General features: G+C 39.8%; 20 protein-coding genes. 11 read left to right on the forward strand and 9 right to left on the reverse strand.

Translation table 11 applies throughout. The annotated features are described in order from the left end of the window. Positions 1-3 precede the first annotated feature (3 nt). On the forward strand, positions 4-408 hold the full coding sequence (locus U0033_RS23125) for a DUF2141 domain-containing protein (protein ID WP_072362942.1): 405 nt from the start codon (positions 4-6) through the stop codon (positions 406-408). Positions 409-768: 360 nt separating this feature from the next. Here the strand turns inward: U0033_RS23125 and U0033_RS23130 are convergent, their stop codons facing one another. The 5 genes from U0033_RS23130 to U0033_RS23150 form a co-directional block, all read right to left on the reverse strand. Beyond that, positions 769-1305 (reverse strand): hypothetical protein, encoded by a 537-nt coding sequence (locus U0033_RS23130; RefSeq protein WP_072362943.1) that lies wholly within the window; start codon positions 1303-1305, stop codon positions 769-771. A 404-nt stretch (positions 1306-1709) separates the two neighbouring features. After that, on the reverse strand, positions 1710-2234 hold the full coding sequence (locus U0033_RS23135; protein ID WP_072362945.1) for a hypothetical protein: 525 nt from the start codon (positions 2232-2234) through the stop codon (positions 1710-1712). A gap of 122 nt (positions 2235-2356) precedes the next feature. Further along, entirely contained in the window at positions 2357-4288 is a 1932-nt protein-coding gene (locus U0033_RS23140) for a WD40/YVTN/BNR-like repeat-containing protein (protein ID WP_143150790.1), read from the reverse strand. 32 nt (positions 4289-4320) lie between these two features. Continuing rightward, positions 4321-4617: an AAA family ATPase gene (locus U0033_RS23145; protein ID WP_072362947.1), complete on the reverse strand. Its 297-nt coding sequence runs from the start codon at positions 4615-4617 to the stop codon at positions 4321-4323. A 304-nt stretch (positions 4618-4921) separates the two neighbouring features. Next, positions 4922-6127 carry an ATP-binding protein gene (locus U0033_RS23150; RefSeq protein WP_322518446.1) on the reverse strand — a complete coding sequence of 402 codons (1206 nt, stop codon included), beginning with the start codon at positions 6125-6127 and terminating at the stop codon, positions 4922-4924. A 1017-nt stretch (positions 6128-7144) separates the two neighbouring features. Between U0033_RS23150 and ltrA (U0033_RS23155) the strand changes: the two genes are divergently transcribed. The 8 genes from ltrA (U0033_RS23155) (at position 7145) to ltrA (U0033_RS23190) (ending at position 19393) form a co-directional block, all read left to right on the forward strand. Continuing rightward, on the forward strand, positions 7145-8422 hold the full coding sequence (ltrA, locus tag U0033_RS23155; RefSeq protein ID WP_322518441.1) for a group II intron reverse transcriptase/maturase: 1278 nt from the start codon (positions 7145-7147) through the stop codon (positions 8420-8422). A gap of 818 nt (positions 8423-9240) precedes the next feature. Beyond that, positions 9241-10410, forward strand: a complete 1170-nt coding sequence (locus U0033_RS23160) for an ATP-binding protein (RefSeq protein ID WP_072366778.1) — start codon at positions 9241-9243, stop codon at positions 10408-10410. 329 nt (positions 10411-10739) lie between these two features. Further along, positions 10740-12203 carry a PIN domain-containing protein gene (locus U0033_RS23165; protein ID WP_072366777.1) on the forward strand — a complete coding sequence of 488 codons (1464 nt, stop codon included), beginning with the start codon at positions 10740-10742 and terminating at the stop codon, positions 12201-12203. A 205-nt stretch (positions 12204-12408) separates the two neighbouring features. Continuing rightward, a complete protein-coding gene (locus tag U0033_RS23170; protein WP_322518445.1) occupies positions 12409-12999 on the forward strand; it encodes a hypothetical protein in 591 nt (196 codons plus the stop codon). Continuing rightward, positions 12947-13942, forward strand: coding sequence for a hypothetical protein (locus U0033_RS23175; protein WP_322518444.1), 996 nt, complete (start codon positions 12947-12949; stop codon positions 13940-13942). Before U0033_RS23170 ends, U0033_RS23175 begins: the two co-directional genes overlap by 53 nt. Before the next feature lie 56 nt (positions 13943-13998). Continuing rightward, positions 13999-14754: an IS21-like element helper ATPase IstB gene (gene istB / locus U0033_RS23180; RefSeq protein ID WP_322518443.1), complete on the forward strand. Its 756-nt coding sequence runs from the start codon at positions 13999-14001 to the stop codon at positions 14752-14754. Further along, positions 14741-17314, forward strand: a complete 2574-nt coding sequence (locus U0033_RS23185; RefSeq protein WP_322518442.1) for a hypothetical protein — start codon at positions 14741-14743, stop codon at positions 17312-17314. The genes istB and U0033_RS23185 overlap by 14 nt, the downstream gene beginning before the upstream one ends. 801 nt (positions 17315-18115) lie before the next feature. Beyond that, positions 18116-19393, forward strand: a complete 1278-nt coding sequence (ltrA, locus tag U0033_RS23190; RefSeq protein ID WP_322518441.1) for a group II intron reverse transcriptase/maturase — start codon at positions 18116-18118, stop codon at positions 19391-19393. A gap of 112 nt (positions 19394-19505) precedes the next feature. Here ltrA (U0033_RS23190) and U0033_RS23195 read toward each other — a convergent pair whose 3' ends face one another. Next, positions 19506-20531, reverse strand: coding sequence for a Fic family protein (locus U0033_RS23195; protein ID WP_143151029.1), 1026 nt, complete (start codon positions 20529-20531; stop codon positions 19506-19508). An 893-nt stretch (positions 20532-21424) separates the two neighbouring features. Between U0033_RS23195 and U0033_RS23200 the strand changes: the two genes are divergently transcribed. Then, on the forward strand, positions 21425-22303 hold the full coding sequence (locus U0033_RS23200) for an ADP-ribosylglycohydrolase family protein (protein WP_083571939.1): 879 nt from the start codon (positions 21425-21427) through the stop codon (positions 22301-22303). A gap of 65 nt (positions 22304-22368) precedes the next feature. Here the strand turns inward: U0033_RS23200 and U0033_RS23205 are convergent, their stop codons facing one another. Then, the gene (locus U0033_RS23205) at positions 22369-22572 is read right to left on the reverse strand and encodes a hypothetical protein (RefSeq protein ID WP_072366773.1); all 204 of its coding nucleotides are present in this window, start codon (positions 22570-22572) and stop codon (positions 22369-22371) included. 9 nt (positions 22573-22581) lie between these two features. After that, on the reverse strand, positions 22582-22791 hold the full coding sequence (locus U0033_RS23210; RefSeq protein WP_072366771.1) for a DUF6934 family protein: 210 nt from the start codon (positions 22789-22791) through the stop codon (positions 22582-22584). Between the two features lie 1162 nt (positions 22792-23953). On the opposite strand from U0033_RS23210, the gene ltrA (U0033_RS23215) reads away from it, so the two are divergent. Further along, positions 23954-25231 carry a group II intron reverse transcriptase/maturase gene (ltrA, locus tag U0033_RS23215; RefSeq protein WP_322518441.1) on the forward strand — a complete coding sequence of 426 codons (1278 nt, stop codon included), beginning with the start codon at positions 23954-23956 and terminating at the stop codon, positions 25229-25231. 206 nt (positions 25232-25437) lie between these two features. Here the strand turns inward: ltrA (U0033_RS23215) and U0033_RS23220 are convergent, their stop codons facing one another. After that, on the reverse strand, positions 25438-26793 hold the full coding sequence (locus tag U0033_RS23220; RefSeq protein ID WP_072365779.1) for an ATP-binding protein: 1356 nt from the start codon (positions 26791-26793) through the stop codon (positions 25438-25440). Positions 26794-26851: the final 58 nt, after the last annotated feature.

Below are 26851 nucleotides of genomic sequence, written 5' to 3' on the forward strand. Positions count from 1 at the left end.
GAAATGAAAATAATTTTTACAGCAGTATTATTGCTGGCTGCCTTTGGTGGCTTCGCGCAACGGAACTGCTCTATCAAGGTCAATGTAAAAAATGTACTGATCAATAAGGGCGATTTCTATTTCGCGTTGTATAATAAGGAAGGTGATTTCATGAAGACGCCTTATTCAAAAATAAGGGTGCCGGCCAGCCGGGTGAAGAATGGCGTGATCTTTACTAAGCTGCCTGCAGGGGAGTATGCGGTGACGATCTTCCAGGATCTGAATAGTAATAAGGCCCTGGATAAGGTCATGTCAGTACCGGTAGAGCCATATGGGCTTTCTAATAATGTGCCGGCTTATCCTACCTATTCAACTACAAAGTTCACGGTTACGGATCAATCGGCTATTACGGTTAGTATGCATAATTAGAACTCATTTCATACAGCCGTATTTCAATCGATAGTCAATGCATGAATGAGGATTGTGAAATAAGTTCCAGTACGCATTTCATATAAGCATTTGCAATTGATAATCAATACACAAATAGTGATAATGAAATGAGTGCCAGCGTAATGTACTTTCCTGCTGTCGATTTCCATCGCCATTGAATAACAGGTTTTTAAATAGCTGCAGCATCGGCAGTAGCAACAACAGGACAATCTATCTCATATCGGGTGCTTAATGACGTTTATAGTAAACAGAAATTAAGCATCCGGCAACGGAGACACCAGTATTTTGTTATTAATCTATACTCTCGTTTTATCCCTTTCCTCTCGTTTTCTCCCTTCCTTACAGTAATAGCTCTTTTACAGTCTCATTTCCTGGCAAATCGACCGCCATTACCACTATTTTCCCGCCAGCCGGCAAGTTATCAGGCTTATAATACCAATCCACGCCATTCCTGCCTAAAACGGCTTTTCCTCTTTCCAGCATGTTGCCTTTCTTATCAATTACTTTCACTTCCACTTCAGCGACCCGGAAATCATTTTTCGCCTTTACCACTACGGTTTCATCTTCGAATTGAATTTGCTGTATTTCGGGGGAGTTATAGGCATCTTTGATTGCCATATTCCATGCATTCTGCCCGGGGCCGGCTTTGGATTTATAATAAGCTTTCAGCTCGGGGTCTTGCAGGATCACTTTGGCGTAAGCGGCGGCTACCTTCATTTTATACCGGGCTTCCAGCTGATTCCTGGTCGGCTTTTTATTCGACTTGCCGCGTTTTTTGGCCATAATGATCTGGCCATTTCTTCTGTAAATCGTGATTTCATTGCCGAGGCTACCTTCAACGCATTGAAGGAGGATATTGTCTCTAATGATGGCCATAGAAATTGTTTTGGGGTTGTAGAATTTATTGTGAAGACATAGTGCGTCTATTGTACTAATATACTATTAAAATGCCACATTATGTTCATGGTAAGGTCACTTCAATATCAAACCGATATTGAGGTGACCTTACCATGTCCTTTTGATTTATTATTGGTAATAAGGTGGTATAAAAGGTGGATACGGGATCTGAGCCTTTTTGGGGGAATTGGGTTTAACTTTTTCTTTTTAAATGTTATGTTCAGGATCTTTTTTGTGGATGCATTGATCCTTCATTTCTTTCGTCAATGCTTAGCCGGTGATCAGGATGTTGATAAAATTTTAGCAATATCCTGATCAACCAGTTAGGAGAGTCAAATTGATGTGAATACCGCCATAACAGGCCCAATAGGGAACGGTCCTTATTATTTAACCCCGCCTGGTGCTTCGAATTTTATGTCTGGTTTCAGCTGCATTTTTATAAACGGCGGCCATCCATCATGAACAACATAGGTCGAATCTTTGGTTGTTACTACTGCCCATACATGCTCTGTTAATGAAGAAGATGCTTTCAGGTGAGTGGTTGTATCATTATCATTGTGTAACACTGCAAAATCTTCAAGGCCTGTATATACAAAAAAACGGATGCTGTCCACATTAAAGAACAATATAGGTTTGTTGACTTGCATGTATGCAGGGTATGAGGGAATACAATGTAAGGTCACTTTTGAATCGGTATCATCCTGTTTGTCAAAGTACATTTCATAAATGCAATCTTTACAGTTTGCCTCCCGGATAAATGCATGCGTAATACTATCGAGATAGGGATTAATGCTGAAAGAGCCGGTAGTTGCCAGGATGAATGGCTCTCTTTTTACAGTATTTCCCTCTTGCTTTGTTCCGCAAGCCGTTAACCAAAAGATGATGAAGCATATTCCTGCCAGGCGCATAAAAATTTTATTAGAACTTATTTCGTAATTATCATTTAGACATTGATTATCAATTCAAAATACCTATTTATGAAATGAGTTCCAGTCTAATGGAATCAGGGAATGAAATCAGATTCATTTCACTACCTATACAAACTTTTTACCAACTCGTGTAATACCGGCACCTTATCCCGCTGTTGCAGCAACGAAGGACATCCATACTGAAAGAATTCAGCAATAATAGGAGAGGTTGATACTTCCTGTCCTCCATTAATCTTAATAATCCATGGGATATAAAATGCATTAGCCTCATAATAATAACATGTAGTCTCCAAAATCATCCCATTTTCATTTTTCAGCAACACACTTATCCAATTAGACGTAGTGCTAAACATATGATTTAAATGAAGAAGCCCATTATTGAGGGTAACTGAATCAATGTTCTTCACACTATCCACAGTGGCAATGAGCTTATCAAAATCGAGATTGTTCCTGGCAAAATAGAAGCCTGATGTGCTTTTATTACCCTCCTGTTGATAGTTTTTTATATCCTCTTTACATTTCATATAATCAGCCCTGGAAAATCCCATATCCGTAATAACAGGTTGCCTGGAATAGTGCAGACACACTTCTTTTGCAAACTGCACAACTTTCTCCCTGCTTAACTCTTCTTTTTCTGCCCGCAGCTTGTTTTCATGTTTTCCTCCCCATGAATCATTATCTGATAGTACAAAAAGATCATCTGCTAATTCATACACCAGGTGATCGGCATAGGAATGAAAACAACCCTGAGAGCCTGTTGAAAAAATCACGGACGTAACCTGGTGTTGAAGAAAGTCATTCAACAGGTTTTTGGTAGTTGTAACTGTTGTGGTTTGCTTCGTAATGTCATAATAATATATTGAATCCGTAGTAGCGTAAACGAGCGTATTCTTATTGATTGAAAAGTCCTCTGAACTGGTGACTGGGAATGGTAAAGTAAAGGCATATTCCCATTTCCCTTTTTTTTGTTTATAAATCATGTTTCCTTTCGATCCATATATTTCATCGCCGTAAGTGCTGTAGATTTGGGATGGCTGAACATCTTTCGTGACCGCCATCTGCATGGGATATTTTTTTAATTCTCCATTGGTGTCCGATTTAAGTATTGAACCGTCCGTCAACAGGAATAGTTGCCCGTTCCTGGTGAATAAATCACTTGCTCTTTCCTTGAAAGGCGTAGTCAATAAGGGTTGAAACCGTTCATCGGTTTTCACAACCTGGTTGGAAGCGTTAATCAGGTATAAAGCTGTATTCGTTTCATCTGTACTAAAAGAAATGTAACCGGGCAGGTATTTCCAGCTGATGCTATCCTTTTTAGTATAAAAGATCATCCCTTCTTCACTGACCAGTAGCAGGTCTTTATAGATGCAAACTTTGTTTATTTCCGGACGGCTGGCCTTATCGGTTTTATTGTAGGCCTGCTGGTCAAGGGGAGACGGGATCTTTTTCCAGGTATTGCAGTTGTCGTCTGTATAAGCAATTGTATTCCAAACTGATCCTATAATTCCCTCATGTTTCTGGTTAAAAAAGATAGTCTGATATCGTTGTTGAGCATCATACACTGGCAGGGTTTTCCAGGTAAAGCCATAATCCTTGGAATATGCTACTCCTTTCCCGGCTATTGTCATCCAGGCTTCTCCGTTAGGCAGATTCCATGCACAATCCGCCCATCCGCTGGTGCGAAAATCTACTTTGGACCAGCTTTTTCCTGCGTTTTTAGTATGGTAAATGATATTATATTTCCCGTCATTGGCAATAAAACCAGAGACAAAACCGGTATCCCGGTTAAAAAAGATGGCATTTTCTAAGGTGCTTGAAAACGTTGATGTTGGTTCTATTTGCGAGAAATGCCATAATCCATTCAGGGAGTCTGCCATTGCTACCTCACCTGCTTTTGTACAGATTACAAATTGCTCACCAGGCATCACATACAGCTGCTGTGAATAGCTTTGAAAATGCAGGGGGATTGTCTGTGAAGCAAGCCTGGAAGATATACCTACAAGGATGAGGGAAGCAAGGATCAATCTTTTCATATAGGAGTTGATTTTATGTATGATTAAAATAATCATCGGATTCCATAAATATTTCTGTAGAGATCCTCAATTGCATATAACCTTGCAGAATGCTTCCAGCTTATCACCTTGTTACCAACAAGCGCACTCAGTTTTGCTGAAGTTGTATTTGTTAATAGTTCTCTTATATCAGCTTCATCTCCATTCATATACAACCATTCCTTCTCCTGAGTATTTAACAATGCTTCTGTTAATGTTGATTTCCCAGATTGCCGTGGCCCAAATATGATGACTGCTTTACCTTTAAAAAGCCGTTGTAGGATTACTGATTCTAAAATTCTTTTTATCATATGACCGGATTACAATCCCAAATTCTCATAATATTTCCGGATTCAAATCCGGAAATATTATATATATCATGATAAGTAGTTCATATTCAATTTATAGCGTCAATTCATTGGCAAGCTCGGCCAATTCATAATTATACGTAAAACTATGACTGTGTTTGACATAAATCTATCTTTCACAGTTTGAAATCTTCCAGAGAATAGTTCGACTTCTGTTCCCTTCCCTGTACGAAAGAAGGAACATCGTATGATGTTCCTTCTTCTTTTAAACCAATTTCTCCTTTCATTCCTGATATCTTACCACTTTTTATAGCTCACTTGTTAAGAAATCCATCAGGTTTTTTTGAATTATTCCATTATTATCCTGACCAATTAACAAATCATTCAACGTAATCACGTACTTAGGATAATTGTCTTCTATTTTTAACAGATTCCCAAATTCTCTGTTGGCAGTACTTTCATCCATAATAGTAAGACAAACCTGAACATAGATTTTAGCCCCATTTTTATCTGCAACAAAATCTATCTCTTTATCACCTAACTTCCCAACGAAGACTTTATAGTTTTGCTGTATTAAAAATAAGTAAACAGCATTCTCCATAAGTTTATGAATATCCGCACGTTGATTAAAACCAACAATTGCATTGCGCAGACCCAGATCTTCAAAATAATACTTCTCACCGATTTCAAATATTTTCAGTCCTCCAATTTCTGATCTTACCACTTTATGTACAAAGAAGGTATTGCACAACGCCCGCAGATAGTTAATAGTTAGCTGCGGAGAGATATCAACTCTTTGGGATTTAAGATACTTACTGATATTGCTGGCAGAAAATAAACTGCCTGTATTGTCTGCGAGATAAGTTACCAGATTTTCTAAAAATGAAACATTCCGGATATTCTCACGGGCTACAACGTCTTTTAACAAAATAGTGGAGTAAACATTTCGTAGATATTCATAAGGTAGCTCTTCCTGCAATCCGATATTACTTAAAAAGGGCATTCCTCCATACCTGAGGTAAAGTATTAGTGATTCGAACTTATTCTCAAGTTGGTGAAATTGCAAAAACTCCTGATAACTCAGACTATGGATATTGAATACTAAATATCTGCCAGACAAAAATGTAGCCAATTCACCTGATAGCATATTTGCATTACTGCCCGTGCAGTAAATATCACAAATACCCTTCGCCAACAAACTACGAAGGGTTCTTTCAAATTCCTTCACTTCCTGTACCTCATCTATGAAGAAATAATTATTTCCGCCAACTATAAATTTATCTTCAAGATAAGTGCTTAAATCAACATGGGTTTTAATGTGGATATAGTCATCCAGTTCCATGTTAATGTAAATAATATTAGCATTCTGATCAGTATTACGAATATGTTCCATCAATTGGAGCATCACATAACTTTTGCCCACCCTTCGTTGCCCAGCCAGCACCTTGATTACCTGCTTGTTAATAAATGGAATTACCCTTTCAGTATATAATGGCCTTTGTATAAGTTTCATGTATATCGTAAGCTTTATACTAAAGTACGGAAGTTTCATGTATATCGTAAATACAAACTTATTGATTTAAGTAAGTATTAAATAGCTTGACCATTTTTCCCATCCGTATATCCTAGACAAGATTGTTATCCAAAAGTCAAAATTCTGATAAACAAACAGTTGCCGTAATTTCATCGTTGTGTTTTTCTTGCAAATCGAACATTTTTTGTTATAATTCCAAGGAAAATAAAATATTTAAGCATCCGGAACAGAGCATTACTCAGATCGCTTACAATGTGGTTGTATACACGAATGAACTGATAAATTCATAAAACCCTCCATCCAACAGTTCGACTTCTGTTCCCTTCCCTGTACGAAGAAAAAGGAACATCAAATTGATGTTCCTTTTTTGTTGTGCGCCAGGCATGGTTATAAGCTCTAAGGTGTAAGTCCTGAATGAGCGTTGCAGTACGTATCATTAGCCAAAGGCAAGGGTGTCGTGGGTGACCACGAATCTGAAGGAAGCCGGCGGCAAACATTCGAGCCCACGAACAGAAATGGTATACAAGGCAAGGCATGGTGGGCGATGTCGCATCACAGACAAAAGCCCTATACTGCACGGAACCATGTTGTGTAAATACCGGGGCTACATGAATGGAAAGCGTATAACCTTACCCTGGGAGATCTGCTGGCAATCCGGCAGAGGTATGAGAGAATACCGAAGCGGAAACAGAAGTCAGCATAAAGAATGGCTTCAAGGTGCCATCAGAAGTCAGCCGAGGTCATAGTAAGCCGGCAACGAGCTGCATCCCGAAACGAAGGCAAAAGCAGAAGTCTCACAAAAGGAAGAAGGACCGAATGTTAGAATGGCGAAAATGAACAAGCCGTTTATGAGCGAGGCGATCACAACGGAAGAACACTGGAAAACTACCTGTGCGAGGATAAGCCGGAAGCTGAAAGTAAAACACAGGAGGAGTTGAGCCTCATCATGCAATCAATGGGAGTGACGCCGGGATGATTTTTTTTCAAAGTAATAGTATGCTGGAAGAAATATTAGATATCCGCAATGTACAAAAAGCCTTTAAGCAGGTAACTGCCAATAAAGGAGCGGGGGGTATAGATGGTATGCAGACCGATGAACTTCGTGACTACCTGAATACGAACTGGCAGACGTTGCGGACCAGTATTTTAGAAGGCAGGTACGGCCCCCAGGCAGTTAAGAAAGTAGAAATAGACAAGGAAAATGGCGGCGGTAAAAGAATGTTGGGAATACCTACTGTAATCGACAGGCTAATTACCCAGTCAATATCCCAATGGCTAAGCCCACAGTATGAAGGAGAGTTTTCCAATTATAGCTATGGGTTTAGAGAAAACCGGAACGCTCATCAGGCATTGTATCAGGCACAAACAAACCTGAACGACGGCTATGAATGGGTAGTGGAGTTGGACTTAGACAAGTTTTTCGATCGGGTGAACCATGACCGGCTAATGTCGCTTCTGGCCCAAAAGATAGCTGACAAGAGGACGCTGAAACTACTGCGCTCATACCTGAATTGCGGGATGATGGAAAATGGGGTTGTGATAGAACGTAAGGAAGGCACTCCTCAAGGCAGCCCTCTCTCCCCCCTGCTGAGCAACATTGTTTTAAACGAACTGGACAAAGAGTTAGAGGCAAGAAGCCACCGGTTTGTACGGTATTGCGATGACTGTAGCATCTACGTGAAAAGTGAAAAGTCAGCGACGCGCGTGCTGTCAACAATCACCGAGTTCATAGAAAAGAAGCTAAAGCTAAAAGTAAACCGTACAAAAAGTAAAGTGAGCCGTCCGATAGAGAGTACGCTTCTGGGTTTCTCTTTTTATCGAAGAGAGAAAGGGTGGGCAGTGCGCATTGCATCTAAATCGCTGAGAAAGATTAAAGAGAAGATGAAGGATCAAACGCAGCGTAAAGCCCCCGGCAAAGTGAAAGACAAGATAAAGAAGATGGAGGCCATAATAGTAGGTTGGGTGAATTACTTTCGGATAGCCACGGCCAAAAGCAGAATGGAAGAACTGGACAGGTTGGTAAGAACACGTCTAAGAATGGGAATATGGAAACAATGGAAAAGGCCATCAACACGGTGGAAAAACCTGAAAATGTTGGGAATTAATGTGGGTAAAGCTTATGAGTGGAGCAACAGTCGTAAAGGCTACTGCCGCATTGCAAACAGTGCAATACTGCACCGAGCCTTGAACAACGACTACTTTACTAAACAAGGGTATGTAGGGTTCGCCAATCACTATTACTGGAAAACAACTCACCAAACTAAGTTATTCTGACAAACCGCCGTATACCGGTCGGTACGTACGGTGGTGTGAGAGGACAGAAAGCCGGCATGACCGGCTTTCTTCCTACTCGATTTTATACCTCCCTAAATTTTTCTATATTAGAAATAGTTATCCATATTGTTTTACCCCAACTCCATGTCTTATGAATAACCAGCAAATGTTTAACAGAAACCTAAACATTTTTGCGAAAATAGCCATATGGCTATTTAAAGCGGTCGTTTATTGTCCGCTTATTTTCACTTCATTCTACATTGTATTTTCATTTATGAAAGGAGAAACCTCTAGCCTCATGGGGTTAGGACTGGTTATTCTCGTCAGTTTCATACTATATTTCATCGTCTATTTCTTAAAAGGAGTAATCATCTGCTTAAAAAGCAATAATAGGATACTTTGGATTTTACCATTTATCATTTGTGTTGCATTTACCTGTATTTTACCTGTTTATATTGTTCTTGACCCCGTAGGAAATTTGGTAAAAAGTTCAAGCCATTCCCAAACGGAACATAGTACAATCAAATGGATTTTTTCGATAGCATTTGGGGTATATGTATACTTTAGATATAACTTCCTTACTAACATTGCTCCGTCCATTGCATTCCCTGCATATCAGGCAGGAATCGATTTAACAACAACGATACTAAACCATTCATATCGTGTTAAAGCGCAAAAATCCGATGAATCAATCTAAAAAGAACCTAAACACAATGACTCCCATAAAAATGAAACAAAAATAACATTATCAATTACTTGTAATAAATTAAATAAAAAAAATCCTTGCAAATCGAACACTTAATGTTACATTTGCAAGGATGATACCACGTAATGCACAATATGAAACCATTCAACTATTAGAGGAATTTCCGGCGGTAGCTGTTTTAGGTCCAAGACAGGTTGGTAAGACTACATTAGCTGAAGCAATAGGTACCTCATTGTCAACAGAGCCAATCTATCTGGATCTCGAAAGCCCTGGTGACAAAGCAAAGCTAAATGACCCTGAATCATATTTTGAATTACATAAGGGCAAACTTATTATCCTGGACGAAATTCAACGCGTTCCTGAGTTGTTTCAAATTCTACGGGGAGTCATAGACAAGCATCGCAGACAAGGCCACAAAAATGGGCAATTCCTCATTTTGGGTTCAGCATCCCTCGACCTCTTGAAGCAATCATCTGAATCACTTGCAGGTCGCATTGCTTACAAAGAATTATCAGGTATCCTCATTTCTGAAATAAACCGTACAGATCAGGATCAACTTTGGCTTAGAGGTGGTTTTCCTGACAGTTTTCTCGCCAGAAATGATCAGGCTAGTTTAAGATGGCGATTAAATTTTATAGGAACCTATCTCGAAAGGGATGTACCTCAGTTTGGGCCACGAATACCTGCTACTACCTTAAGATTACTCTGGACGATGCTGGCTCACAGTCAGGGAGGACAACTAAATATAGCTCAAATCGGGGCTAATCTTGGTGTGGCAGCCCCTACTGCAAAACGTTATATTGAATTGCTGGAGGATCTGCTACTGATCCGTACACTTAGACCGTGGTCAGGAAACCTTGGCAAACGGCTGGTAAAAGCACCCAAGATATATATACGGGATAGCGGACTAACACATGCTTTACTAAATATAACCTCAATGGACGACCTTTTAGGACATCCCGTTATAGGGGCCAGTTGGGAAGGATTCATTATTGAAAATCTTTTGTCATGCATGCCTATTGGAGCATCAGCCTGGTTTTATCGTACATCTGCAGGAGCTGAAATTGATCTTGTAATTGAGTTAGGCTCAAATAAAAGATATGCAATTGAAATTAAACGTTCGCTGACCCCGACACTATCAAAAGGATTTCATCTGGGATGCGAAGACGTTCAAGCTACTCATAAATTCATTGTTTATTCAGGAAAGGAACGTTATCCTGCAGCTCACGATGTGACTGTAATACCACTAGTAGATATGATGAATGAATTGAAAAATTCATAAAATCCGCCACAAAATAGTTCGACATCTGTCGCCTTCCCTGTATGAAGTTAGAAATCTTATTCCTGAATTCCCGGAGGATTAGTTGTTTTTTAGCTATCCAGTTTATGAGTTCTCAACCTAACCTACCGTGATCCGGCACCTATCCTCCACATTTCCACCAAGAGAGATCATAAATCGTTATTCCTTGTTTCAAAATAGGCTTACCCCTTGTTCCACTTTTGCAGATTCCACTATTGCAAACAGACTTGCAAAAGCTTAGCCAAGCCTAGTAGAGCATAATTTATTCCATAGATAAAATACTTACTTTAGCAATACCATAAACCTTATAAATGATTTATTTAGCAATTGATACAGATGTTTGGTTGTGGCTAATCTGTCACAAGATTGATGCCGAGGATAATTATTTCGACGAACTGTATTATTGGGTAGAGACATATAATATTAGGTGCATTGTTCCCCAACATATTTTAACAGAATGGGAAAGAAATAAGCAATCTAAAATTGCATATATCAAGCAGGAACTTGGCAAAGCTAATCAGTTAAGTAGGGAGGTTATTAAAAATCCGGAATTCTTTAATACCATTTATAATGCAGCTAGTTTTGAGGAATTTGGTAAGGCCCGAGTCAATAAAGTTGAAAAAATATTCACGGATTATGCCGACATCGCTCCTATAAATGATGAGATCAAACTCAAAGCTTCTGAAAGGACACTTGCCCGAATAGCACCGAACCACCAAAAGGACAGCTATAGTGATACTGTAAACATTTTATCACTGATTGCTTACATCGAGAAGAATTCGCTGAATAATGTGATTTTTACTACCAAAAACTATAAAGATTATTCTGATCCGGGCAATAGACTGCATCTACATGAACATTTACGTGAGCTGTTTGAAAAGTGCGCACTGGAATACCTGCCCGACACGGATTACCTGTTTGGCAAACGATTGAGGCCCATACTACCTAGCTTCAGTGAATTCCTTGCCAGTAAAAGGGAAGCAGAGTTGACTGAAAAGCTAAAAGCACAAAAGCAGGAACTAAAAAAACTGGTCAACACTGATCAGGACTTTATTGGCAATACTCTTACCATCGATCATATACTTGAACAGGTACGGCCTACTCAATTCCAGCTTCTCACGATAAAGGAGTTGATTGAAAAAGATGAGCATTGCAGGGAATATTTCTTTCAAAAGATTTCGAGGAATTACTGGTACCTGTTTCTCAAAACAAATGGTTACCTAGACCCCGATGCCCGTCCAGCAGAAATAACAATGCAGGAGGGTCCTTATTTATCACGCTGGCAGGTGCTTCCCTACCTTGAACGAATAAGCGAGAAAATTAAAAACGTTCAGGATCTTGAAATGATCGAACCGCTCCTTGAATTTGTCACAACGGTGTCCGTTAGCAAGATTTATAATGATCTAACTCATGCTGCAATCATCAAAATATTAAGCAATTTACCCCAGGATCGTATTAGCATCGACTTGATAAAGCAGGTGCTAACCTGGATAAATGGCACCTCGGATAAAATCTTAACGACATCAGCATTATGTAAAAGCTTGTTACCACGGTTCCTTGAAAAAAAATCTGGAAGCTCCGATGTTGCAAAGGCTGAAGAAATCATTGCCTATCTATTGGGCATTTCCGATAAAGCTTTATGGAGAGACAACTCCATTAAAAAAAGTGAATCTTGTTATTATTCCAATATCGACCGTCATCTTCTTATTGATACTTTTATTCATAAGAACTTAATCGAATCTGTCTCAAAACTTTGTTCTGTCTCTTTATTGTAAGCAGTAAATAATAATGCAGCAAAAATGGTAAATATGAGTGCAGCAGATTCGGTAACAATGCTACAGCAATAATGGTAACATTAGTGCATCACTAAGATTACAGTTGTTACATAGTTCATCCCCCCAGGATTGTTCCCGGAGGGATTTTTTCAACCTTTGTCAATCATCACAAAGACAGGGTTAAATGAACTATTTAAACAAACTTATGACTTACCAGCGTATTCATCAACTTTACCGGGATAAACACTCTATTCGATCAATTTCCAGGATAACAGGACTAAACTGGCGTACGGTCAAACTGCAACTCTCAATGAGTGAGGAGGATTTTTTAACTATCAGCCAACAGAAAAAGGGTCGAAAGAAACTACTTCTGGAATTTGAAGATTTTATATATAATCGCCTGAGAAGTCTTCCAGATACATCTTCTGCTCAAATCCATGATTTATTAAAAGAACAGTTTCCCGGTTTTGGACCAATCAGCCCTAAAACAGTTTATAATTTTGTTATGGCCATCAGGGCTAAGTACAGCCTTTCTGTGGAAGAGCCAACCCGGCAATATCAGATGGTAGCAGAACTACCTTATGGGCAGCAAGCTCAGGTTGATTTTGGCTTTTATAACATGCGAACTACTGAAGGACGAACGCGCAAAGTACAGTTTTTCTGTATGAGTCTATCCCGCTCGCGCTTTAAATACGTATTATTTACAGATCGACCATTTACTACCATTACGGTTATAGAAGCACATGAGAGAGCTTTTAGCGATTTTGGGGGGCATGCCTCAGGAACTTATCTATGACCAGGACCGATTATTTATGGTTGACGAGAATTGGGGAGATCTGATCCTTACCGAACATTTTCGGCAGTATATCTCTCAGCGACCTCTTAAAACCTATTTCTGCCGTGCGGCAGATCCTGAGTCCAAGGGGAAAATAGAAAATGTCGTAAAGTATGTGAAAAGAAATTTTCTATATGGGCGATTTTTTAAAGATGTTCAGTTGGTGAATGAAGAAGTACTGGCCTGGCTCAAACGTACAGCCAATGCATTAATCCACGGCACCACAAAGTTAATACCAGCTGAAGAAATGGAAAATGAAGTGACCTTTCTATATCCCTATACCCCTGTTAAAATGATGGAACCAGAATATAGTTCCTATGCTGTACGAAAAGATAACACAATCAGTTGGAAAAGTAATTTTTACTCATTGCCACTTGGCACATATAAAGATCGTCAAAGCCGGGTACTGGTGATCAGGGAAGAACAGGAATTAGTTATTTTAAATACCGAAAAACAAGAGCTTTGTCGCCATATAATCTCACCACTTAAAGGACAGAAGATCTTACAAACTGACCATGGTAGAGACAAATCCCGGGCAATCCTGGAGATGATGCAAGAGTTTGCGACTCTTTTTACTGATCAGAAGGAGGCATTGGGATGGGTCTTCCAACTTAAGACAGAGAAACCGCGATATATACGCGATCAGATACAATTGCTAAAGACTATAGTAAATAAGCTGGAACCAGTCTTAGCGCTTGAAACCTTGTACTATTGTAGCCAATATCATATCTACAGTGCGTCTGATTTTAAGTCTGTTGCAGAGCATCTTGGGAAGCTACAACAACAAGAAATAGTCCCTGCAAATACGATCACCAATAACCCATTAACAGCTCCTGTTCAACAAAAAGCCAACACAGAACCAGCCAGGAGCAAGTTGATCAACTATGATATAATCTTCAATTAAATCCGATAAAGCGGCCAGGCAAAGCGTGGCCGCTCATTTTTAAATCACAAAATTATATGGAAACAGAAAAGCAACGAATCCGCGAATTATGTACAGCTTTTAGGCTGGGTGGTATTAGCAATGGAATAAAGGCATTAATCACTGAAGCAGAACAACAAGAGATGGGATATGTAAAGTTCCTAAGCCAAATACTGGAAACGGAAGCAACACACCGCTCTGTAAAAGACTTGAACAAACGGGAAAAGGCAGCCTGGTTACCTCAGATGTCAGACCTGAATCATTACAAAACAGGATCAGAGGATGAAATTAGTCCTGGTCGCTTAAAGCAACTTAGAGAATTGAATTGGGTAGATCAATTATTTAATATTGTTCTGATGGGGCCGAGTGGAACTGGCAAGACATTTTTAGCTGCAGGTTTGTGTCAGGATGCTGTAAAGGCTGGATATAACGCCTACTTCAGAAGAATGGATGACCTGGTAAATATGCTTAAGACGAAGGACTTTGTTAAAACCCAGCAGGTTGAATATAAACGACTATTAAAGGCTAACCTTCTCGTTATTGATGATATTATGCTCTTCCCGCTGGAGAAGAACCTGGCAATATCATTTTTCAATTTTATCAATCAGATTTATGAATCTACGTCAATAATCATCACTACAAATAAGAAGCCTTCAGACTGGAGCAAACAGCTGGATGATGAGGCCATAGCTACGGCTTTACTGGACCGGCTACTTTACCATTGTGAAGTCATAAACTTTAGTGGTGAAAGTTACAGATTGAAGAATCGTAAAACTATTTTTGAAGGTTCCTGATAACAGACTACTTTTGCCGGATTGTGTAACAATTGTTACCGATTTTGCTGTACCATTGTTGCCATTCTTGCTGCAGTATTGTTACCGAATCTGCTGCATTCATATTTACCATTTTTGCTGCATTATTATTTACCATTTACATTTATTCTATCAATTAGCAGCTACGCTTAAAATTCTTCTGCTGGATTATCCAAAAGGGCTTCATCTACCTGTCAGAGTAGCTTCTATTACATTGACTGTAAAAGTATCTATTAAACTCCCTAATCTTTTGCTTAGTCTGACATTACCTGATCAAAACGAAGAATTCTGTAATGAAACCATTCATAATTATGACCAGCTCACTGAAGATACCCTAAAACAAGCCTTACTCAGCATCATCGGCCGTTTTGGAATAAGCTATGAGAATATCCAAGAAAATGAAGACATGCTGAATGGACTTATCTTTGCCTTAACAGTGGATAATTTATCGATGGCGGGTGGAATGGCTATCAACGAATTGGAACGTCGCTCTTATCATACAAGTCGAATGTCGGAGACGTATGGTTTATTATTGAGTAAATATCTGGACGCAATTTTCAGAAATAATCCTATTCTAGGCAGAGAAATTTCCGAGCGACTATTTTATGATCACCGTTACCGGCTTCCCTTTTTCAGGCGGGTTGTGTTACACAATATTTCCATTCACTTTAAGGAATATAAAGGGTTATTTGCAGAACTTATTGAACCAAACGATCCACATCAACTCTTTACTGGTTACACTTACAGAACTGAGCTCTTTAACCTCTTAAAAAGTAATCAGAAAGAATTAAACTCAAAAGAGGCCCTCCTCCTGGAAGAAATCATTGCTCAGGGGCCACAAGACGAGAAAGAGATAGATGAAGACCGGCTGACATACTGGCAAGCCCCTTGGTTGCTTGCACTTAACCAGCGAGAACCATTTGACCATCTCTACACCACGGTAAAAAAAAGGCATGAACTAAAAGATTGGGATATTGATCCAAGTCGAACCATAACGTTAAAGAACGGCTCGATACCTCCAATGAGCTCTGAGCAACTTCTGGACATGGAGGATTCGGATCTTGTCTTATACCTAATGAAATTCAATCCTAAGAATCGCTGGGAAGAACCAAATATCAGTGGTTTGGCACGAATCTTAGAAGCAGCAGTTGCCTTAAAGCCCATTAAATTCATTAATGCCCTCTTGTTATATCTTCCGGTGCCATACATTTATATACACTATGTTCTTTATGCACTGCTGGAATATGGCAAAAAAAACAAAGACGATTTCGACTGGGCATCTATAATCCGCTTTACCTTAATATATATCAAGCAGAATGATTTTGAATCCGAGGCCAGATTCTTGAAACAGGATAGCTGGCATGCGGATAAAAACTGGATTTGCTCCGTAGCTTCCGTGTTGGTAAGTGAGGTCTGTTCAAACGATGATTATGTAAGAGTACACCAGTTATTACCCATTTGCAGACAAATTATCATCAAAGTAAACCAGCATTTAGAAGTATCGGACTTCTCAGTTCCTAGCAATAACGACTACCTGAGCAAATCATTTAATTCCGATTCAGGAAAGCTACTCAGAGCGTGCATTGATTACAGTTTATGTCGGCCCCGTTTAACAAATATTGAAAGTCCAGATTGGGAAGAAGACATCTGCTGCATTTTTAATAGATTTATCGCTGGCGGGGACAGTGATAGTTACACGTTGTTAGGCTGCTACTGGCCACAACTAAATTACCTTCAACCAACTTGGTTAGATACGCAAATCACCGAGCTTATTCAGTTGCCGCAGCCTCAATGGACCGCTTTTATGGGCGGGCTGTTATCCTCTTCCGCACCAGGTACGATGGAAAAACTCGATCTATTTCTACCACATTATTATCGAGGCATCGACACCCATTTACAGTTGATAAATTTCGGATACAACGGCTTCGCCACACATCTAACTTCGCTGTTCTTTTGGCAACTTGACAACATCAAGGAGGACAGTTTGATCGTTCGTTATCTTTCGAATATGCCAATGGAAGCGATAAAAGATCTTCTTCATGCCGTATGGTTTAATGAAGAATATTTAGCGTCATTGGCCATCAAAGAACGCCAGCAGCTTGAAGAACGTGTAATCGCCTTGATTCAACTCATTCATAAAACGTATAGCGATTCTTCTGACACTGAAGTGCTAGAAATGAGACGCTCAACAGTAAACCTTGTCTATTTTATAGCGGAACTTAATGAGGAAAATGCTGAAATGATCAGAATTGCTATTCAGTTGATCACCAAAAGCTACCACAGTTCAAATATATTGAAGAAGTTGCACGAATTAATGTCAAAAGGTGATCATCAAAAGTCAGCGCAGTACCTTGCCTCAATTCTTGACATGATGACCTTTCGTGAACATCCATTAGAAGGTGATCAGCACCAGCTTGAAGCAATGATACAATTTCTATTTAATCATAATCAAATAGAAACAGCAAGCACATTATGTAACCGCTTAAGCCGATCAAATTATGCTTTTGCCAAAACACTTTATTTAAAAAACACTGCAACATGAGAAATTTATATGTACAGGTAGCAACAATGAATGACTTAAGGCTTTTATATAAAATCTACTTTTTAGCCATAACGATATTTACCAGGTTTTTGAATTCATCAATGTAATAATTCGACTTCTGTCCCCTTCCCTGTACGAAGAAAAAGGAACATCAATTTGATGTTCCTTTTTTGTTGTGCGCCAGGCATGGTTATAAGCTCTAAGGTGTAAGTCCTGAATGAGCGTTGCAGTACGTATCATTAGCCAAAGGCAAGGGTGTCGTGGGTGACCACGAATCTGAAGGAAGCCGGCGGCAAACATTCGAGCCCACGAACAGAAATGGTATACAAGGCAAGGCATGGTGGGCGATGTCGCATCACAGACAAAAGCCCTATACTGCACGGAACCATGTTGTGTAAATACCGGGGCTACATGAATGGAAAGCGTATAACCTTACCCTGGGAGATCTGCTGGCAATCCGGCAGAGGTATGAGAGAATACCGAAGCGGAAACAGAAGTCAGCATAAAGAATGGCTTCAAGGTGCCATCAGAAGTCAGCCGAGGTCATAGTAAGCCGGCAACGAGCTGCATCCCGAAACGAAGGCAAAAGCAGAAGTCTCACAAAAGGAAGAAGGACCGAATGTTAGAATGGCGAAAATGAACAAGCCGTTTATGAGCGAGGCGATCACAACGGAAGAACACTGGAAAACTACCTGTGCGAGGATAAGCCGGAAGCTGAAAGTAAAACACAGGAGGAGTTGAGCCTCATCATGCAATCAATGGGAGTGACGCCGGGATGATTTTTTTTTTCAAAGTAATAGTATGCTGGAAGAAATATTAGATATCCGCAATGTACAAAAAGCCTTTAAGCAGGTAACTGCCAATAAAGGAGCGGGGGGTATAGATGGTATGCAGACCGATGAACTTCGTGACTACCTGAATACGAACTGGCAGACGTTGCGGACCAGTATTTTAGAAGGCAGGTACGGCCCCCAGGCAGTTAAGAAAGTAGAAATAGACAAGGAAAATGGCGGCGGTAAAAGAATGTTGGGAATACCTACTGTAATCGACAGGCTAATTACCCAGTCAATATCCCAATGGCTAAGCCCACAGTATGAAGGAGAGTTTTCCAATTATAGCTATGGGTTTAGAGAAAACCGGAACGCTCATCAGGCATTGTATCAGGCACAAACAAACCTGAACGACGGCTATGAATGGGTAGTGGAGTTGGACTTAGACAAGTTTTTCGATCGGGTGAACCATGACCGGCTAATGTCGCTTCTGGCCCAAAAGATAGCTGACAAGAGGACGCTGAAACTACTGCGCTCATACCTGAATTGCGGGATGATGGAAAATGGGGTTGTGATAGAACGTAAGGAAGGCACTCCTCAAGGCAGCCCTCTCTCCCCCCTGCTGAGCAACATTGTTTTAAACGAACTGGACAAAGAGTTAGAGGCAAGAAGCCACCGGTTTGTACGGTATTGCGATGACTGTAGCATCTACGTGAAAAGTGAAAAGTCAGCGACGCGCGTGCTGTCAACAATCACCGAGTTCATAGAAAAGAAGCTAAAGCTAAAAGTAAACCGTACAAAAAGTAAAGTGAGCCGTCCGATAGAGAGTACGCTTCTGGGTTTCTCTTTTTATCGAAGAGAGAAAGGGTGGGCAGTGCGCATTGCATCTAAATCGCTGAGAAAGATTAAAGAGAAGATGAAGGATCAAACGCAGCGTAAAGCCCCCGGCAAAGTGAAAGACAAGATAAAGAAGATGGAGGCCATAATAGTAGGTTGGGTGAATTACTTTCGGATAGCCACGGCCAAAAGCAGAATGGAAGAACTGGACAGGTTGGTAAGAACACGTCTAAGAATGGGAATATGGAAACAATGGAAAAGGCCATCAACACGGTGGAAAAACCTGAAAATGTTGGGAATTAATGTGGGTAAAGCTTATGAGTGGAGCAACAGTCGTAAAGGCTACTGCCGCATTGCAAACAGTGCAATACTGCACCGAGCCTTGAACAACGACTACTTTACTAAACAAGGGTATGTAGGGTTCGCCAATCACTATTACTGGAAAACAACTCACCAAACTAAGTTATTCTGACAAACCGCCGTATACCGGTCGGTACGTACGGTGGTGTGAGAGGACAGAAAGCCGGCATGACCGGCTTTCTTCCTACTCGATTATTCCCTGATAATATCTAACCCCGACCTTATTAAAAATAAGTCTTCACGGCAAACTCAAATTGAGCTTTAAAAATATCTTTAAATGCACTGATATTATTTTGTTCGTAAAATATCAGCATAGCTTTTTTATATTCAATTGAATCCACCGTACGGAATGAAATTGGACAATGTCCATAAGCAATCAATATTGCATTACTTACTATACGTGCTGTCCTTTTATTGCCATCTACAAATGCCTGGATATAGGAAAGTAACACCAGCGTAAGTAAAGCTTTCTCAAATACACTGTCCTTACTATTTACCAATTCACACATTTCTCTTATCGCATCCCGAATCTGATGTTCATTATCTAATGGTTTATAGTTTGTGCCGGAAATACCAACTCTTCTCTGCCGGATGTTCCGGTCAACCCCCAAATCTTTGACTAGCAAACTATGAATGTCCTCAATTCTTGATAACGTTAACGGCACGACATAATCTGGGTTCGCAATGATAAAATTAATAGCCTCTTTATGATTAAGCAACATGATCGCGTCATCCTTAGGCTTACCCTCAGCGGTTTCTTTTTCTTTTAGCAAACGTTCTGTCTCTAACAATGAATATGTATTACCTTCAATCTGAGATGATTTCCAGCTCAAATCAATTGCAAGTCGTTCCATTTCTTTATCATACGCTGATACCGTCAGATGAAAAATATTATTTTTAAATTCATTCTGGAGAGCATTTAAAGATTGCTCCTCAGCATCAGTAAAAAGAGTTGTATGGCTTAAAACATCAGCAATCAAAGACAAATTGAAACTATCTTTTATTTGTCTCTCATCAATTTCCTTTTCAAAATACTTTTCAACATCAACTGGGTACGATACTTCATAGGCAGGACTTATAACATAAGTAGTTGCTTTCCCCTTTCCTTCCCTTCTTATTAAATTATCAGATGCAAGTTTAACTAATGCCCGCTTTATTGTAGCGTACCCAACAACAGTTGTCAATCCTTCATGTATTTCTTTAGAAGATCTGGAAGGATTTTCTTTTATAAATCTTAGAATAAGATCCATGTTACTATCATTATTCATATAAAATTGGCCATTTAAGCTCATTGAAAACGCAAATGTAGCTCAAATTATAGCCTTATTGAGCCACATTTTTACTTATAATGAGCTTCTATAAGTTTAAGCTCAAAAATATTATTAATTGAGCTCATTTAATTGAATTTTTGAGCTTAAAAGACACATAAAATGAGCTTAATCGCGCAGTCCTATTTTATGGGAAATACAAAAAGTCCAGTGAACTAGTTTAAAATAAGAAACAATCATTGATTTATTTTCTAATAAACACTCATTATCAACAATTTATACAAAATCTAGTCTTCTTATTCCTTGCAATTAATACACTTACTGGTATAATTACAAGGAAAACTGCGCACAAAACATAAGAGGAAACGGTTCAATTAATAGCATATTTTTCTAGTACAGTTCTTCTGGAAGGTGAGGAGTAATTAAAAAAATTCATGAAGTCCACTACAAAATAGTTCGACTTCCGTCGCCTTTCCTGTACGAAGAAAAAGGTTGCTCAATGAGCAACCTTTTTTTATTTAATGGCCAGATTTTTTTGTTTAAAAAACATTTCTTCCAAAATATCTAAATCTATCGCACGCTCTTTTTTTTCATCATCAAAGACAATCTCCCCCACATTCCATACGATAAACCATCATTGGTCAACTTCTTCATGAGAAAGACCATGATGTTCCTAACGATTATTGCCATGATTTTTTATACCCGAACGGAAAATCATAAGCCCGCCATCCAACCAGGTAAATTGCCCATACAACAAACCAGCGAATCAATCTTTCGACACCACCCTTTAATATTATTCCAGATACCTGAAAATATTTTACTTTTATCGGGTAATAACCACTTCCCATATAAGCAGGAAATAGACCTCAGATTATATGCATACACCCTTTCTCTATACCATGGCGCTGGGCGACAGCTATGGCATGAAATATGAATACCTGCCCCACCCTACCAATGCCGACCTATCTGATCTCGTACATGCAGATCATCCTAAACTAACAGCTTATAAAAAAGGCGATTATACAGATGATACACAGATGTCACTGGCAAATATGGAACTGCTACTCGCAAAGAAATCTTTTGATATTACAGCAGAGGAATTTGTAAACGCCTGGCTGCATACATTCAAACGTGATCCTCACAAAGGATATTCAAGACACATGCAAAAACTATTAGCGGAATGCGAAACCCCGTCAGAATTTGTGAGCCAGCTTGCACCTTCCAGCAGAACCACCAGCGGTGCCGCAATGCGCGCGGGTGTTTTTGGAGTGATTGAAGATCTTGAAGAAGTAAAACGACTGACACTGCTACAGTGCCGTATTACACATAATAACCTCGCAGGGACAACATCTGCATTGGCAGTAGCACTGTCTGTGCATTTTTTGCATCACGGAGGTCCCCGCCAACAATTGGACGCGTTTTTAACTGCGCAGTTAGGCGAAGGATGGGAGCAAAATGGTATGGACAATGATCCCGGAAATGCAATGATGATAGTGACACAGGCACTCTCTGCATTGAAAAATGCAAAAACGATAGCAGATGTATTTTTGAATGTGGTAAACCAAATAGAGAATTCTGATACAGATACAGTGTGTGCAATAGCCGCAATTATTGCTTCCCGTTGTACTGAACTCGAGGATAATGTGCCGGAGACATTGAAGAAAGGATTGGAGAATGGTAAATATGGAGCTGATTATCTCCGTAAGATTGATATGCAGGTAGAAGCAAAGTTTCCGCGGAAAATGCTTTATTAATTCCTAGGGAAGATTCGGAAATGAACTTAAGGATGACAATTTGATAGCGCACTTACAGCGCGTATTCACAAAGAAGAGTCAAATGTAACTTCGCGAGAATTTTTACCTATTCCTTTAGGAAGGCCTACTCTACTAAAAAGTCTCTTAGCGGCATTCGCTTTTTTCTCAAAAAAGGGATGGCCTTCAAATGAAGGTAAAGAAGGATCAACGGTAATAAATTGCTTATTGCCGATTTGAACATAAGTATCCTTCTTTGTTTTGCGTAACATAATACAGATTTAGTCATTTTCTGTCAAACACACCATCACGCTATCGGAAATATCACCAGTCACTGCATCCAAATCACCAAATCCGAAATTATAAAGCTGCTCTCCAATAAGATTAAACTTTGCAATCTTTTGTATTGCACCATTAGGCCCATTACTAATAAAGTGATAGGCCATGAATGTCTTATCTGTAGAATACTGGTATTTATCAAGCCCGAACATACATGCAATATAGAAAGAAAACAAACAGAAATAAGACGCAAATAATTGAATATCAATTAAATAATCACTTCAATAATGCTTGTATCAAATTAAAACCCTGCATATAATAGTTGACATCTGTCGCGCTCCACGTACGAAGAAAACGTAACAGCAAAAGACGTTCTTTTTGTTTTTATTCTATACCTTGTCGCAATCAATATAAATCTCTATTACCTATGAACAAATGGAAAATTTACGCAATCGTCATGAGCTTCCTAACTTTGGGCGCACTTAAAGAAACATTTCGAATACTTACTTCAAATGCTCCTGATATCGTCGGCAATAGGATGTCGATACTTCCAATTGCTATCGGTGTGTCTGTAATCTTTTTGGCCCTTGCTATTCGGTTCTGGAAAAAGTCTTCAAAACTTATGTAATCTAATTTTTAGGAATAACGATATTTAACAGGTTTTTGAAATCATCAGTGTAATGGTTCGACTTCTGTCCCCTTCCCTGTACGAAGAAAAGGAACATCTGATGATGTTCCTTTTTTGTTGTGCGCCAGGCATGGTTATAAGCTCTAAGGTGTAAGTCCTGAATGAGCGTTGCAGTACGTATCATTAGCCAAAGGCAAGGGTGTCGTGGGTGACCACGAATCTGAAGGAAGCCGGCGGCAAACATTCGAGCCCACGAACAGAAATGGTATACAAGGCAAGGCATGGTGGGCGATGTCGCATCACAGACAAAAGCCCTATACTGCACGGAACCATGTTGTGTAAATACCGGGGCTACATGAATGGAAAGCGTATAACCTTACCCTGGGAGATCTGCTGGCAATCCGGCAGAGGTATGAGAGAATACCGAAGCGGAAACAGAAGTCAGCATAAAGAATGGCTTCAAGGTGCCATCAGAAGTCAGCCGAGGTCATAGTAAGCCGGCAACGAGCTGCATCCCGAAACGAAGGCAAAAGCAGAAGTCTCACAAAAGGAAGAAGGACCGAATGTTAGAATGGCGAAAATGAACAAGCCGTTTATGAGCGAGGCGATCACAACGGAAGAACACTGGAAAACTACCTGTGCGAGGATAAGCCGGAAGCTGAAAGTAAAACACAGGAGGAGTTGAGCCTCATCATGCAATCAATGGGAGTGACGCCGGGATGATTTTTTTTTTTCAAAGTAATAGTATGCTGGAAGAAATATTAGATATCCGCAATGTACAAAAAGCCTTTAAGCAGGTAACTGCCAATAAAGGAGCGGGGGGTATAGATGGTATGCAGACCGATGAACTTCGTGACTACCTGAATACGAACTGGCAGACGTTGCGGACCAGTATTTTAGAAGGCAGGTACGGCCCCCAGGCAGTTAAGAAAGTAGAAATAGACAAGGAAAATGGCGGCGGTAAAAGAATGTTGGGAATACCTACTGTAATCGACAGGCTAATTACCCAGTCAATATCCCAATGGCTAAGCCCACAGTATGAAGGAGAGTTTTCCAATTATAGCTATGGGTTTAGAGAAAACCGGAACGCTCATCAGGCATTGTATCAGGCACAAACAAACCTGAACGACGGCTATGAATGGGTAGTGGAGTTGGACTTAGACAAGTTTTTCGATCGGGTGAACCATGACCGGCTAATGTCGCTTCTGGCCCAAAAGATAGCTGACAAGAGGACGCTGAAACTACTGCGCTCATACCTGAATTGCGGGATGATGGAAAATGGGGTTGTGATAGAACGTAAGGAAGGCACTCCTCAAGGCAGCCCTCTCTCCCCCCTGCTGAGCAACATTGTTTTAAACGAACTGGACAAAGAGTTAGAGGCAAGAAGCCACCGGTTTGTACGGTATTGCGATGACTGTAGCATCTACGTGAAAAGTGAAAAGTCAGCGACGCGCGTGCTGTCAACAATCACCGAGTTCATAGAAAAGAAGCTAAAGCTAAAAGTAAACCGTACAAAAAGTAAAGTGAGCCGTCCGATAGAGAGTACGCTTCTGGGTTTCTCTTTTTATCGAAGAGAGAAAGGGTGGGCAGTGCGCATTGCATCTAAATCGCTGAGAAAGATTAAAGAGAAGATGAAGGATCAAACGCAGCGTAAAGCCCCCGGCAAAGTGAAAGACAAGATAAAGAAGATGGAGGCCATAATAGTAGGTTGGGTGAATTACTTTCGGATAGCCACGGCCAAAAGCAGAATGGAAGAACTGGACAGGTTGGTAAGAACACGTCTAAGAATGGGAATATGGAAACAATGGAAAAGGCCATCAACACGGTGGAAAAACCTGAAAATGTTGGGAATTAATGTGGGTAAAGCTTATGAGTGGAGCAACAGTCGTAAAGGCTACTGCCGCATTGCAAACAGTGCAATACTGCACCGAGCCTTGAACAACGACTACTTTACTAAACAAGGGTATGTAGGGTTCGCCAATCACTATTACTGGAAAACAACTCACCAAACTAAGTTATTCTGACAAACCGCCGTATACCGGTCGGTACGTACGGTGGTGTGAGAGGACAGAAAGCCGGCATGACCGGCTTTCTTCCTACTCGATTTAGGCAAATCCCTTTTCTGGACTGATATATCTCTCGATCTAAAGCACTTGTTAACAAATCCATTTAGGCTTTTTATGAACAATCAATGCTTCATCCCTGAAGGATGTGCAACCCAATTCTCTTTTCAAATTTTTTGCAGCAATAACCAATTCAAATATTGATGTAATTGTGTTCCCAGATAATAAGGTAGATTCATCAATAAGTAAGGTTTCTTACCAGGTGTAATAGCCCTCTCTAAAGAAAATGTACCTCCGTAAATTCTCACCGCATAAGCATGATCTGCTGCGTCAATGAATTGATGAAGTGATCTAAGCGTACCCGTACTGCCAGACTTTATTTCTATTGGAATTAAATATTCTCCATTTACCTGTACTAAATCGACCTCTGCGTTTGATTGTGATTTCTCTCTTACCCAAAAATGTGGATTGTTAGAAGAGATCTGGCTCATTGAAATAACCTCCTGGGTAATCAGATGAGGAATCACTGCCCCCTTATAAGTACTACTCAAATCGCTCATGCTTAACATTTGTGCTTGAATAGACAACGTATAGTTTGCAAGGCCTGTATCCAGTATTTGAAATCTTGGTGACTTCTTCAAATCAGCCCTTGGAGGAGGCTGTAAATCGGTAGTTGGATAAATTAAACGAATTATCTTCGCGTCTTCAAGCGTCCTAAATGCCTCTCCTACCTCCCTTGATCTATAAGAGGAATTACCAAAACCCTGAAATTTAACACGCTCGTCTAAATACAGCGGAGCCGTGTCCATAATATGTTTAATTATTTTTCTTTCAGTATCATTCGTGGTATATTTTTCAACATCATTTTTATATGTTCCCCATATACTCTCATATATCCTGATAAGATCTGCAAGGTTGCTTTTCTCAATATCCGTTTTAATGATTTCCGGCATTCCTCCTATAATCGCATAGCGATGAAATATATCCATCAATACCTGATGAGCAACCGGTTTAACCGGAACTATTTTTAACTGCTCGATTAAGTCCCCCCTACCAATTGCTTCCAGATATTCCTCGAAGTTCATTGGATTGAGATACAGGAATTCAACCCGTCCTACCGGAAAACTTTTTACTTTTTGAATAGCAAATTCTAAAAGAGAACCGGCACTGATAATATGTAAAGTTGGAACTTCTTCATAAAAGAAGCGTAGTAATTGAATTGCTTTAGGGCATTCCTGTATTTCATCTATAAATAATAATGTATTACCAACTTCTGCTAAGGGGATATTGTAGGTCAGGAATAATGATTCACAAATTGCTTTTACATCGTCAAAGTCCTCAAAATACTTTCTATCTGTTCCTTTTTCAAGATTTAAGGAAATAAAATGGTCATAAGAACTAGAAAAATCATTTACTAATGTAGTCTTTCCCACCTGTCTAGCACCCCTGATAATCAGTGGCTTTCGAGAAGAATTAGCTTTCCAATTATGAAGATATTGTTCAAGATGCCTTTTAAATGCCATACTGCTTTGTTATATAACAAAGGTAAAAAATATAAATATTTGTAACAAAACAAATCCA

This window comes from Chitinophaga sancti, assembly GCF_034424315.1.
In the GTDB taxonomy this organism is placed as follows: domain Bacteria; phylum Bacteroidota; class Bacteroidia; order Chitinophagales; family Chitinophagaceae; genus Chitinophaga; species Chitinophaga sancti.